The sequence below is a fragment of the Paenibacillus illinoisensis NBRC 15959 genome, from assembly GCF_004000925.1.
Classification (GTDB): domain Bacteria; phylum Bacillota; class Bacilli; order Paenibacillales; family Paenibacillaceae; genus Paenibacillus; species Paenibacillus illinoisensis.
In genome coordinates, this window is the sequence record NZ_BIME01000011.1 from 128,192 (window position 1) to 141,104 (window position 12,913).

At 40.4% G+C, this 12,913-nt stretch carries 13 protein-coding genes; all 13 read right to left on the reverse strand.

Annotation, left to right across the window (positions count from 1 at the left end):
- Nucleotides 1-35 precede the first annotated feature (35 nt).
- Nucleotides 36-1,289, reverse strand: coding sequence for an MDR family MFS transporter (locus PIL01S_RS23210; RefSeq protein ID WP_127539592.1), 1,254 nt, complete (start codon nucleotides 1,287-1,289; stop codon nucleotides 36-38).
- Nucleotides 1,282-2,511, reverse strand: a complete 1,230-nt coding sequence (locus tag PIL01S_RS23215; RefSeq protein ID WP_127539593.1) for an ATP-grasp domain-containing protein — start codon at nucleotides 2,509-2,511, stop codon at nucleotides 1,282-1,284. Before PIL01S_RS23215 ends, PIL01S_RS23210 begins: the two co-directional genes overlap by 8 nt.
- Nucleotides 2,512-2,549: 38 nt before the next feature.
- Nucleotides 2,550-4,853, reverse strand: a complete 2,304-nt coding sequence (locus PIL01S_RS23220) for a hypothetical protein (protein ID WP_127539594.1) — start codon at nucleotides 4,851-4,853, stop codon at nucleotides 2,550-2,552.
- Nucleotides 4,846-6,093, reverse strand: a complete 1,248-nt coding sequence (locus PIL01S_RS23225) for an ATP-grasp domain-containing protein (protein WP_164764319.1) — start codon at nucleotides 6,091-6,093, stop codon at nucleotides 4,846-4,848. Before PIL01S_RS23225 ends, PIL01S_RS23220 begins: the two co-directional genes overlap by 8 nt.
- Before the next feature lie 16 nt (nucleotides 6,094-6,109).
- A complete protein-coding gene (locus tag PIL01S_RS23230; RefSeq protein WP_127539596.1) occupies nucleotides 6,110-6,781 on the reverse strand; it encodes a metallophosphoesterase family protein in 672 nt (223 codons plus the stop codon).
- Nucleotides 6,778-7,047 (reverse strand): glutaredoxin family protein, encoded by a 270-nt coding sequence (locus PIL01S_RS23235; RefSeq protein WP_127539597.1) that lies wholly within the window; start codon nucleotides 7,045-7,047, stop codon nucleotides 6,778-6,780. Before PIL01S_RS23235 ends, PIL01S_RS23230 begins: the two co-directional genes overlap by 4 nt.
- Nucleotides 7,040-8,188 carry a pyridoxal-phosphate-dependent aminotransferase family protein gene (locus PIL01S_RS23240; RefSeq protein WP_246058528.1) on the reverse strand — a complete coding sequence of 383 codons (1,149 nt, stop codon included), beginning with the start codon at nucleotides 8,186-8,188 and terminating at the stop codon, nucleotides 7,040-7,042. Before PIL01S_RS23240 ends, PIL01S_RS23235 begins: the two co-directional genes overlap by 8 nt.
- A gap of 16 nt (nucleotides 8,189-8,204) precedes the next feature.
- Nucleotides 8,205-8,612, reverse strand: a complete 408-nt coding sequence (locus PIL01S_RS23245) for a YjbQ family protein (RefSeq protein ID WP_127539598.1) — start codon at nucleotides 8,610-8,612, stop codon at nucleotides 8,205-8,207.
- Nucleotides 8,613-8,635: 23 nt separating this feature from the next.
- Entirely contained in the window at nucleotides 8,636-8,878 is a 243-nt protein-coding gene (locus PIL01S_RS23250) for an acyl carrier protein (RefSeq protein WP_127539599.1), read from the reverse strand.
- 11 nt (nucleotides 8,879-8,889) lie between these two features.
- A complete protein-coding gene (locus tag PIL01S_RS23255) occupies nucleotides 8,890-10,032 on the reverse strand; it encodes a nucleotidyltransferase domain-containing protein (protein WP_164764320.1) in 1,143 nt (380 codons plus the stop codon).
- A gap of 1 nt (nucleotide 10,033) precedes the next feature.
- Nucleotides 10,034-11,074: a phosphoenolpyruvate carboxykinase (ATP) gene (locus PIL01S_RS23260; RefSeq protein WP_127539601.1), complete on the reverse strand. Its 1,041-nt coding sequence runs from the start codon at nucleotides 11,072-11,074 to the stop codon at nucleotides 10,034-10,036.
- Between the two features lie 67 nt (nucleotides 11,075-11,141).
- Nucleotides 11,142-11,981 carry a phytanoyl-CoA dioxygenase family protein gene (locus tag PIL01S_RS23265; protein WP_164764321.1) on the reverse strand — a complete coding sequence of 280 codons (840 nt, stop codon included), beginning with the start codon at nucleotides 11,979-11,981 and terminating at the stop codon, nucleotides 11,142-11,144.
- A gap of 20 nt (nucleotides 11,982-12,001) precedes the next feature.
- Nucleotides 12,002-12,904: a phosphoenolpyruvate mutase gene (gene aepX, locus PIL01S_RS23270; protein ID WP_127539603.1), complete on the reverse strand. Its 903-nt coding sequence runs from the start codon at nucleotides 12,902-12,904 to the stop codon at nucleotides 12,002-12,004.
- Between the last annotated feature and the right edge of the window lie 9 nt (nucleotides 12,905-12,913).

Here is a 12,913-nt window from a genome sequence, read left to right on the forward strand (position 1 = left end):
CGATATGCTCTAGGAAAGTCCTGCTGCTGATCTGATTAGTGGCTATATTCATTGTTTTGTTTGCGACGCTCATAAATGGCCGGCATAATCATGTATAACAATAGGATCGCTATCAAGCCAGATAAACCAACAAAAACGGTAATACCTATGGGCGACAAAACATGTGCGAGGTAAACCCCTATTGCACCAATCAAACTAGCACCCTTGGTCGCAATTTTGTTCAGTGCCATATAAGAACCCCGCAAATTTTCAGGTGCAAGATCTCCTAAAAGAGATTCGTAAATGGGCACAAAAAGCACTTCGCCTAAAACCGCTATGACCATGATCCCGAATAAGATCCACACTTGATTACTGTATGATAAAATCACATAGCCCAAAATATACATGGAAAATCCTATGAACATGGTTCTTTTTTCGGGCCACTTTTTAATGAACTGCGTGAAAATAATTGAAAGAGCAATGACAAGAATCGTATTCTCTGTTCTCAAATAACCGTAAACCTGTATTCCATCTAACGTCCAATTCCACAGGTCAACATTGTGGATATTATTTTCTAAGCGGATCGCTATAAAATTGGCCAAGTGGCTTTCAATCGAAAATAATAACATACTCGACAGGATGAAAAGGATAAACAGAGAATCTTTCATTACGGTTCTGTAATTGAGAAATAGATCCTTAAATACATTTCTCTTTTTGTTTTGTTCCTCTTGAGGCATGTTGGTTTCTACAATAAATTTGTACGTAATGATGAACGAGCATATGGAGGATAAAAGCAGCAACATGAATAAAATGAATAAGTGGTTGTTGAACAGTAACGCTCCAAGCGTTCCCCCCAAGGCTATAGACAGGTTAGTAGCCCAATATAATATACTGTACATTAATTTCCTCTGAGATGAATTCGTTACATCAAGAAGCATTGCTTCGGAGGCGGGACCGTATAAACCGGAACATATACTATTCATCACAAAAAAGACTATGGTTATATAAGGAAAAGTGCTGCCGGGTAAGTTCGATACCAGCAGCATCAGATAGGTAATTACGCGTAAACCCTCTGATAAAATCATCAATTTTTTGCGCCCTATTCGATCCGAAAAATATCCTCCCAACATGCCTGCAGCAATATTACACAAAATCGCTATGGAAAGAATGATGCTTGTTGCACTAATTCCGATATATCTGGCGAAATAGATAGACATAAACGGAAAAATCATGTTGGAGGTGAGGGTACTAAAAAAAATAATGATAACTCTCAGCCTTACATTTCGATGCAATTGAAAAAAATCACTCATACGTATATCCTATGCTTACTGGTTCAGAGTGGTATTCCCACACTGTATTTTCCTGAAACCACAAATATAATGTATGCAGTCGGCTTTCTATCTCTGTCTGACTATCTCCATAGATCAATAATGAAGCAATAGCGTCTACACTTGATTCGGCACCGTTAAATGATTTTCCGATGTTTTCTTCTTTTATGGTGCATTTCAGAACCCATTCAAAGGGCAGATTAGAATTAACCGATAACAGCTTCCCCTTTTGAGGAGGTACTAGCATCCAACCCGTCAGTTTATTTGAAGTCGGAGTTATGTTTATGGTTTGACCGCATTGGGCTCGTATAGATTCTTGTAATATATCAATTCCTGTTGCAAACTTTACACCATCATTAATTTCCCCTCCACCTACACGACAGGCGATTTCACATAATAGGATTTGATCATTAGTCGTATGAAAAAACTCTGCATGAAATGCAATAGGATGGTCGGGTACAGGAAGAGCATTTAACACGGTTAGCAGTGTTTGCTGAAGTCTTTCATACAGCAAGTCTTCTGTATCTAACATTACAGAGCCTAAATAGTTATTTTCCTGAAAAGCCAGGCATCCATTGATATAACGGGACGGGCTGTATAATAACATGTTGTTTTTCTCGTATAATCCATCGATATGATACATATCTCCATCAACGAAACATTCAGCCTCCAGATTCTTATCGAGACCGTTAGCTAAAAGAAGCTCAAAATCCGTTTCATCACGAACGATTTGTACACCTACAGAAGCGGCGCTATCTACCGGCTTGACCACGATAGGAAGACCGTGCTTGCTCTTGAATTCCAGCAAATCAAATACATGATTTATTCTTACGAACGCAGGTACGTTAGCTACTTCGGAAACCTTCTCTTTCATAACCACTTTATCCCTGAAAGCAAGTGCACTTTCCGCAGTTTGCCCTTTAATATTCAGATATTCTCTAAGCTGTCCAGCTTTCAATAAATCAAATTCGTGAGCAGCAATGATCCAATCAATTTTCTTAGCTTGATGGAGCTCCACAATAGCAGAATAAACTCTTTCGTCAGTATCCATATTTTCATATCCAATTTTCTCATCAAAGAAATCACCAAAATGCTCGATATGTTTATGCTTCGAAAAGATGATGAATTCACTGTCAATACCACTGAGCCATTCTTCGTAATTGACTGTATTCGGAGAAAACCTATTTAATATAACCGTTCGCACAAGCTCCACTCCATTTCCATAATAAGTGCAGTCAGATATTAGTTTTCTTCATATCCAAATGTTTTGGATAAATAATAGAATTGGCTGTTCACCAGGATATAAAAAGAGAACAAGTAGACACCTTGCTTTAACTCCGGACTCGGCTTTAACTTGATAAAAACGGATGAACGTTCACCTGGTTGAATTTCCAGCTTGACTTGATGAAACTCCACGTCAATAAGTTCACTATCAATGCTAATTCCGGCAATGTTTATTTGGAGAGGCTCATTTTGCTGATTGTTTATTTCATACAATTTTGCGTCCAAACCTTCGTTTCCAAAACGGAGATATGGATTCCCTGTAATCGACAATGCAGTCTCAGGAAAATCAGAAATGCATCCACAATGAAAACATTTATAACTTATGCGTTTCACTGACTTTCCTGGTCCTGTCAGAATCGAAGACTCGAATCTAGCACTTGAATAACCACAATCATAACAAGTAGAAGTAAAGGCAAGTTCAGTAATGTGCGTACGCTTTTCACTTATCTTTTCAAAAAATATATCTCTCTTGCTGTTCGTATAGGAAACCATCTGAGTGAAAATTTCCTGATTCAAATTCAAATATTTCTGTTCCAACTTGCGAAGTGTACTTTCCAGCTTGCTCCTCGATTGGAAGCAGTAACGATATCTACGATATAAATTAGGGATGGACTTCCAGTAGTTATAGACATCCTCTATTTTCCCTTTTAATTGGCTGCCAATAGAAACACATTCTCTGAAAAAGTCCAAGCTATCTTGATAAACATCAACACGCTTCATGGCTTCTTCTACATGATTTCTTGCGGTTAGAACCACATGCATCTCATCATGTTCAAACGGTTCGTTGGAGAACAGCATTAATTTCACGCTGCAAGGATCACTTTTAATAAAGCCGACGTATATTTTCTTCTGATTAATGGATATTTGTTTATGATCGGAGTCCAAAAAGGATATTTTCGCGATATCCAACTCCTGCAAACTCGACTCTTCCACCTGAATTTCGACCTCAGCATAAGTTTCATCAGCTAGATCTGACAGGATGGCTGTGACCTCTGAAACATCATTCATGGACACACGAGTCTTCTTTACGTTAAGCCCCCCATACTTTAAACCCGGATCACCAATTTGTGAGAAATAGTTGTTTTCAATACCGCTATACCTAAGAAATTCATTGATATACTGTGTTTTGATCCCTTCGGAATATCCATATTTCGATAAGTTATGAGCCAGAATATTCTCAGTAATATCACCAATTTTAATACTCGGTGTTGTTATGATACTCAATGCATGCCCTTCAATAAGGTTCCTAAGTATTGTATGACGGTATGGAATAAAGCTTTGAGCTCCATCACCAAGGTTACACCCATTCAAAAACAGGAATTTCGCATACAGATCGTTGATGGAAAGCCTTTTACGGTTCTCAATGCAGCATTGGTCTGTGTGTGTCAGACAACGTGGCGAAAATTGGTTACATTCTCCCGTTGTGTTGTCTTTATCGGTCTCATCTGCCTGCACACTACAAAACAAATAATCATTCATGACGATTGCACATTCCCGGCAATGTGACATATAGCTAAACTCAAGCAGCCTGCTTTGTTGGAAAATTAGGTCTGATGTGCTTTCCAGGGAACAATAATCTCGAGGTAAATAATGAGTTACCATCTGACCTGCGATGCCTTGTCTGGCTTCATCCTCTCGGAGTTTAATCCGATTGGCCAGTACAGAATTCAACCGAAGGCTGCTATTCAGCTTATCCTCGAGTACGATACGCTTCAACAAATACAAACGTAAAGTCGTGTAATCGGTAAATGGTAGAAATCCCATGGGCTTTGCAAAATGTGCCAGCTTGAGGTTAATTTCGCCATCCAGGCATGAATACGGCATAATAAAAAACCAAGAGTCATAGTCGTCTCTGACACTTAGCCCTTTATTTTGGATAAACTCATCCAGGCTATTCAGCCTTACCACAATCTTTCTAAAATAAATCGCATATAGTAACGCAAAAAGGGATTCTTCCAACCCCCACGTTGAACTCTCCACCCACAGACAAGCTTCGCGGCAGGCGGAGGACATCGCTGCATTATGCTGTGCAATCAATTCTTCAATGGAGTCTGTACAATGGAACTCAGAAGCATATTGGGTATTCAGCAATAGATGTGTACCATTTTCCTTTTCCAGAAAAGCAAAAATGCTTTGTTGGTGCTCTTCAAAAACAGGCACAATCCTCTTACCTGAACCAACGGCTTCCATCTGATCTTTAACAAAAAAGCGCAGCTGATCTTTCGATCGTAATGAATGAAGTGTGACCGAATGATTATCCATGTTGAATGACTTCTCCATGTTGAATCACTTCTCCATTGTCCCATTTCATTGACGTTTGAAACCAATCCACTGCCGCTAGTAATCGTTCCTCGATATCCTGTTCACTACTAGCCATCAATACGAAGGAAGCCAGACAATCATTACAATTACGGCCATAGTTAAAGTGTTGGTCAGCGGAAGCAAGAAGCTCAAAATCGATTATCTCATCCGGGTACTCCGTTTCCGGTGGCCCCAAAAATGTGCCTTTTCCTGGATGAACCAGCACATTGCCACTGATCGTCCGCGGCTCTCTCTCAATAGATTCCCAGGATATCGGGATACCACACTGCATTTGGACCCATGTTTTCATTAAATCAATGTTAAAGGCCGTTTTTAATGTTATACCAATCTTGGAACCACCCACACGACTGGCAATTTCACACAATATTAGCTCATCTTCCTCTGTGTGAAATATCTCCGCGTGGAAAGCCATAACCTCCGGGCAGGGTAAATGGGATAAAATCTGGTTTACCATCTCATTTAACCGCGTTACCAGCGGATTATCAGCTTCCAGAATGTAACTTCCAGATGGTTTAGCATCCATGTAAGCCAGACAAGAATTAATGTAGACAGAAGGCCAGCAAAATAAAAGTTCACCCTTCTTGGCAAGACCATCAATATGATAAATTCGTCCCGATACAAACTCCTCCGCGATCCACTCTCCCTTGAAGCCTTCTTCCAACCTGTTCGCCAGTTCTGATTCCGAATGGATGACCGCTACTTCTTTGGAACCTGTCCCGTCTATTTTCTTCACTACAATGGGATAGGAATGAGACTCAACAAACTTTAATAAGTCCAAACTTGAAGTTACCTTGCAGTAAGGCGACAGTTTTATGTCTGTATGTTTCAGTTTATCTTTCATCATCACTTTATTGCGGAATGCTAGAGCACTCTCCATCGTTTGGCCTGGAATACCCAAATAGTCACGTAATTCCGCTGCCCGAATCAGATCAGATTCAGAAATAGCAATGATGGCCGTAAACTGATATGTTTTATGTAGAGCAATGGCTCTTTTCTCTACATTACCATTGACCGAGAATTGATCGAACCATTCCATGTGTTCATAGTGATTTACAACGTGATTATAGCTTGACTGATATTCGGAGGAAGACAGCATCACTAATTTTTGTTTTGTTGAGTTTAACCAGCTTTCATAGGGTGTAATGGTATGATTTCTTCGATTAATGATTAAAATAGCCACAATGGAATACTCCTCTCTATACTTTCGCAGGGGACAACTCATAGAAGGTTATGGTATCTGCATCACTACAATAGATCGCCCATTTAGAAGGTGTGCTCTTTATATCTCCAACATTAATCAGGTATTTTTCATACTGATCCAAAGGGATGGATCTCCCCAACTGAATCGGAATTTCATTGTAAAGCATCTCACCATCCACCTGATGCACACCGAATAATCTTTGATCATGGTTGTGCCCATAAAAAAAAAGCCGATACGTTAACATTTTATTTTCAATTAACGGATGAAACACATCAGGACCGCTCTCTACCCATGGCAGCTGATGACCATGGATAAAGAGCAGATTACCTTGGGCAATTTCCCTCGGATAATCTAGAAATATAGCGATATTTTCGGGTATTTGTGTTGAAGGCATCAGCTTCTTCAGCTTTTCTTCCTGATTACCGATAACGCCTTGAAACGTACGAAGTGTATCGATAAATGAATGTGTTGAATTCATAACATAGTCGGGTAATTGTTCCGGCTCCACTGCACTTTCATCCGCTGAAGATACGCTTTTTTTCTCCACTTCAAAAACATCACCCATACATATGATTTCTGCTTCAGCATGATCTTTACGTACTTGGGTTACCACTTGTTCCGCTTGAGCAAACCGACTATGAATATCGCCAATCAAAGCAATCTTCATTTCGCACTAATGTCCTGTTTTACGTTGGAAAAATGCTGTTGAATGTACTCCAGAATATGCTGGTTATCTTCTAAGCGGCCTGCTAGAATATGATCTCCGTCATGCAGAGCCGGAACAAAAGGCACACCCGTAAGCTCAATCAGTTCTTTCCTTTCAGATCTTTCCTTCGTAACATTGATATTGATATAAGAAACACCCAAGTCGGTTAATAGCTCCCGCACAGGTTTACAATAGGGACATCTTTCTCTTTGGTATAACTTAAACATAGACTGATTCCTCCGCTAATGAATGTTGAATGGCTTGCAGACTGCTTCCTCGTTCAAAGGTATGGCCCATTTCGCTTAAACTCATTTCAATAGCACCGAAAATGCCCATGATATCGATTACATCGACAGCACCCACATGACCAATGCGAATACCGGTATCTTTTATTTCACCTTGTCCGCCTGTTACGGTAAGCCCAAATTGGTTATTGAGGATTTGAAGTAACTTTTTTGCGGATACAGCACCAGGTGCCTTGGCAACGGTAACCGTATTACTTCTTACTTTTGGATCCTGAACGAACAATTCAAACCCCAACGCTTCAAGTGCAGCTCCTGTTGCCTTAGCAATTCCTTGATGTCTACGTACACAAGCATCGTAGCCTTCTTCATTCAACAATTGTAAAGATACCTGCAGAGCTTGAATCAGAGATACACCAGGGCTGGAAGGAGCCATAGGGTAGAATTTACGATAACGTTCAAAAGAAAAATAATAACTGCGTGTCTTCACCAGGCCAATAACATTCCATGCTTTAGCCGACACACTAACAAACGCGAGACCAGGAGGCATCATGAATCCTTTATGTGATGCAGCAAGTACGATATCCAGACCCCACTCGTCCATCTCTAAGGCATGAGATAACAAACCGCTGATCGCATCCACAATAACGATCTGTTCCTTATCCTTGAAAAACTGTCCAATACTTTGGATATCGTTCTTAACGCCTGTAGAAGTCTCGCTATAGACGACTAAGATGGCCTTGGCATCCTGGTGCAGTTCGTACGTTTCCTGGATGGATTCCATGGAAGCTGATGTTCCCCAGGGAGAGCGGATCTCAACTACCTCGACACCCTGTATGCGGCAAATATCTACAAATCGCTCACCGAAATACCCATTTGACACTACAATTGCCTTGTCACCGATATTCAAGCTATTTGAAATGGCTGCTTCCATAGCTCCGGTTCCTGATGAGAGTAAAATGTAAACATCGTTTTGTGTGCGAAACCATTTGGGGAGCTCCTGATTAATTTCCTCAATCAATGTCTGCATTTGTGGTGAGCGGTGATGAATGACTTCCTTTGCACCAGCCATTAAAATTTCATTGGGAACCTGCGTTGGTCCCGGAGTTGCCATACGAAGTTTCATAGTCATCTTTTCCTCTCTATAGATCAATAAAAAGGGTGCGAGTTGCTTCCTGCAAATCAAAATCAAATAAGACTACTCGATGGGTGGAGGACATTGCCAATTTATAATTGCTGACAGGAAGCGAAAGACTTGTTCCTAGAATGGAACTCTTGATGTGAGAACTCCCATTCATATCACCAGTCGTTCGAAAATGTTGATATTCAACCTTTTTTTCATGAGGGGCGATTTCGTTTAATATCTGCAACAGATCTTGAACCGCCCCTGGCTCATAACGCATGACGGTCAAACCGATCGTACTTCCCACTGCACAAACATGTGCGATCCCACTACCTCTTTCCATTTCTCCAAGGCAGCCTTCAATCTGTTCTGTAATATCATAGGCATGATCAAAGCCTTTTGAAGCCAATTTTATTTCTTTTAACATGGCGCACTCCCACATTCGAAAATTTAGCTAACTAATGATTTCTTTTCAGCCACCATGTTGACAATGGAACCAATGGATAAAAAGTTATCGAGAACTAGATCCTTGTCTTCAAACATAATGCTGAAATCATCCTCCAATTTAACGATAATGGCTACGGATGCAAAGGAATCAATCGGCAAAATTTCTTGCTCTGCAGGTGTTTTTTCGAGCTTTGTAATGGTCATGACGATTTCGGTTACTTTTTGCTTCAACTCGTTATGCATCATTCCACCTACCTTCATGTCATTTTTTCTTTGAATTGTTCCAGTCTTGAGGTTCCTTCTATTTCATCCTCATTAGAAAGGGAGAAGAAGCGCTCAACAAATGATTTCTTCCATTTCACGGCGCTGCCATAATCCAGCTCTCCGTACTTTTCCAGGAATGTTTCATCTCTAATATTTAGAATGGGTTGGAGTACATCTGAATAATGTTCATCATACAAATAGTCCAAATAGTAGAACGAGTAGAATAACGCTTCGGTTGCCAGCAATTCATTAGCTCGTTTCGCGAGTAAATCCCAATCCAATTGACCTCTTTCCAACAAGTTCAGCGTACATTCGCGCAAATCACAAAACTTAATCAAATTCAAATCGGCATGCAGTAATACCCATTGAACGTTGGTTGCCTCTTTATATAAGTGGATCGCAATATGAATCAAAAAATCCATTTCTTCAAGTAAAAAAACAGGGGTATCTTCCAAATTCGTTTTTACTGCATTTTCTAGTAATGCTTTTGAGGCTTGATAATTTTTCTTCAGATCAACATCGTAGGAAAAATCGATATCGATATGCCTTAGGAACGGGTCATCAGAGAGTTTTACATGTGGATAAATGTTCCCGATATGCATTTTCCATAGCATTTCCTCTTGCCTCGATACCTGGTTGATCGTCTTGCTTGACCAATCGTAGTCACCAATCACATACCCAAGCGATTTAAGTACCTGAGAGACCTTGTTCCGATCCGACAAATCAATCAAGAAGTCCAAATCATTACAAATTCGAAGCCCCATATCTTTGTAGACATTTGGAAGAAGTACAAAGCCTTTGAGAGGGATGGCTTTGATCGATTCTTGGTCAAATGCCCGTAAGACCTGCAGCCCTTCCGCAAACATCAGTTCATTACGATGTTTGTTGCTAAGATAATAGGAATTGAACAATCGCTTATACATGTTTTTGATTTTCCCTGTTTGATCTAGTCGAAGTAAGTGACCTCCGATGAGCTGGAGCACCTTATGACGATTTGCCAACGAAACCAACTTATCGATATCGAATCCGTTATCTATAATTTCTTTGGCTTCTTCTTCGTTCTCTACGGTCATCTCAATACGTGAGCAGAGTAATAAGAGCCTTTCATGATCATGAAGCTGTAATTTTTCGTTCATTTTATCCTCCTGAATGAAGTGATAATGATATACTCTCATGTTCCGGCAGCACCCCTGATCCGATGATTCGGAGCGCTTGTACTTGCTCTAACATTTCTGTAATTTTTTTAACAGAGAGTTGAAGCTTTTCATGATTGACTTTTATATAATGATTCCAGGAAATGTCGCTGTTCTCTGGTATCGTTTCAATATTTTCTCCTATTCTCTCTTGATGATTGGATAACGGTTCGATGAAGCAATCCGGAGAAGATGAAACGGTTGGATAAAAAATAAAGGCCACCGGGCACTGTAATCCTGGCTCAGATGATGGCATTAGTTCCCTGAATAATTGAGGATCAACGGCTACCTTATGTTTAGGTGACCAAATATCCTTAATTTCTTCGGCGTTAATGTTCATGTTTACCTTATTGATCACTTCAGGGTATTTGGTTAGTGTTCCTATGCCGATATGAGGGTAATCCGGCCAACCACTGGCCATCAGAACACCATTTTTTTCAAATAAAAACGTTTTGTCTCCACTCATGATTTGATAGCCGAACCGGTGTACTAATTCCATGATCGTCGTTGTTTTTCCCGAGCCTTTTGGACCTGTAATCAAATAGGCCGAGCCATTACGGAAAGCACAAGAAGCATGCAGAATCACGGTTCCTTCATTTTCTTCATTCTTAATTACAACATCTCTAATCAGCTCTATTAAAATTAAATTAAATGCTTCAGAGGTGACGTCTTCACTTGTAACATCAATGAATTTAGCAGAAGCATCAAAAGTTAAGAGCGTATTGGTGTGCTTGCAGAATAATTGTTCCTTTTCTCCAACGTGTTGACGGACAGCTGGTATCGTAAAAAATGGAGAAGCACTTTTACGAATATAGAGAGGTTCCCAATCATGATGTCCAGCATAATTCGCAAGATCTGCTTGTCCCTTCTGTATACGAATGGTCGCGATACACGAAGAAGTATCACCCTCTGGTTCACGGATGACAAAATGTGTGCTGAAGAAGTCAATCACCCGGTCTATATGAACTCCATCTTCAACCAACATAACCATATTTGTGTTCAGAAAATGAAGTGTAATCGTTCTGATGTCAGACACCTCTATTCGTTTAGAATTACTTCGTAATATGATTGTGATCCCTATAGGCTCTTCGCATCCCGGCTAACGATTTCTTAATAGGATGCGCATCCTCCCACTCAATTAAGGAGGTAATGAGTTCCTGGGTTACAGGGTGAAGACTTTCTCTATAAGCTTTATCCTTCATCCATGGACGTGATGTATATCCGCCCTTCGCTTCATCCTTGGCTTGCAAGCTAAAATGGACCGTTCGTCTTTCACTACCTGCCTCTGCAGACCCACGGTGAAGTATTAAAGCATTAAACAATACAAGATCACCAGGTTCGCAATACAGTGTGACTTCATTAGGGAGTGGAGACGATTCCCTGTCTAAAATTGCTTGCAGTTCTTGTTCATTCAATGCCCTGATATGCGTACCAGGAACCGCTTTAAAAGCTTCATCTTCATATAAGGAAAGATTGGCTAGCAAAAACGTCGTTTGCCCCGGTTGATCAAAATCATAGGGATCCTGCTGATCACGGTGCCAAACCAGATTGTAATCCACTCTTTGAGGAGCCCAGAAGGAGTGCATTGTCCAAAATCGAAGTTGATTACCGATGATTTGGGATATAGGAGACATGATCTTTGGATTAGCTAACAACTCGTCAAAAGAAGGATGACGGAGTTCCGGAGATAAGATGTCCGCCACACCCCATGTATCGTAGCCCTCATCCTTTTGGGTATAACGGGTCTTGAACTGTAAAGGATCACTGTTAACTTTTTGATAGACCAATTCTATAGCCGATCTTAACCTTTCCAACTCCTCGGCTGATATTACATTCTTCAATAAAATGAATCCATCCGTATGATAGGATTGCAGCTGATCGATGGTTAACAAGGCAAACAGCTCCTTTATCGTTATTTACTTATAGCTGGCACTTCCACTTTTTTATATCGTTGCTCTGTATAGTAGTTTTCGGCATCAAGCATTTCTTGAAGCCCCTGCAGTTTAAAAACATCTTGAACCGATGCGATTTTATCTTCAATCTGTAAGGTATTCCCTGCTAATTTGATTTGCTGAAATGTCTGTCTGATAGCGTGGATTGAAGTTCTTAGTCCATGATTTGCATAAATCACCATTTTCACTCCATAGTCTTGCAATTCTGAGGCACTAATCTGAGGATAGGTTGTGGGTACCAGGATGATGGGTAATCGATTGGAATAGAGACTTAAAAAATGTATAATTTCGGACGGATCATTTTTCTTGGAATGAATTAATATAGCGTCTGCTCCTGACTCTTCATAAGCTTCTGCTCTTGCTACAGCCTCATCCATTCCAGCACCCGCAATGAGCGCTTCAATTCGGGCAATAACCATAAAATCCGGGTTACGCTGTGTATCCTTAGCAGCTCTGATTTTTCCGGAGAACTCTTCAATAGTAGCGAGCTTTTGTTCTCCGCCAGCAAAACTATTTAACTTAGGAAACAGTTTATCTTCCATGCAGATAGCAGCTATACCATTTCGTTCATATTCACGTACCAAATGCATCACATTATTCACATTTCCATACCCCGAATCACAATCGGCGATCACCGGAATGTTGGTTACAGCATCCATTGAAGCAGCCGCTTGCAAATATTGTGTCATGGTGAGAATATTCGCATCCGGCACAGCATTTACTGCCGAGATTTCCAGACCACTTGCCCATATGCCGTCAAAGCCCGCTTCTTCTACCAGCTTTGCACTTAATCCGTCATGTGCCCCTACGATTTGGATAATTCTATCATCAGCAAACAAACTTCTGAGTTTTTGTGCTTTCACATTAAATCT

Coding starts and splice junctions, on each gene's coding strand:
- PIL01S_RS23210 (WP_127539592.1), bottom strand. CDS start 1,289: ATGAGTGATTTTTTTCAATTGCATCGAAATGTAAGGCTGAGAGTTATC.
- PIL01S_RS23220 (WP_127539594.1), bottom strand. CDS start 4,853: ATGGATAATCATTCGGTCACACTTCATTCATTACGATCGAAAGATCAG.
- PIL01S_RS23230 (WP_127539596.1), bottom strand. CDS start 6,781: ATGAAGATTGCTTTGATTGGCGATATTCATAGTCGGTTTGCTCAAGCG.
- PIL01S_RS23235 (WP_127539597.1), bottom strand. CDS start 7,047: ATGTTTAAGTTATACCAAAGAGAAAGATGTCCCTATTGTAAACCTGTG.
- PIL01S_RS23240 (WP_246058528.1), bottom strand. CDS start 8,188: ATGAAACTTCGTATGGCAACTCCGGGACCAACGCAGGTTCCCAATGAA.
- PIL01S_RS23245 (WP_127539598.1), bottom strand. CDS start 8,612: ATGTTAAAAGAAATAAAATTGGCTTCAAAAGGCTTTGATCATGCCTAT.
- PIL01S_RS23250 (WP_127539599.1), bottom strand. CDS start 8,878: ATGATGCATAACGAGTTGAAGCAAAAAGTAACCGAAATCGTCATGACC.
- PIL01S_RS23255 (WP_164764320.1), bottom strand. CDS start 10,032: ATGAACGAAAAATTACAGCTTCATGATCATGAAAGGCTCTTATTACTC.
- PIL01S_RS23260 (WP_127539601.1), bottom strand. CDS start 11,074: ATGTTGGTTGAAGATGGAGTTCATATAGACCGGGTGATTGACTTCTTC.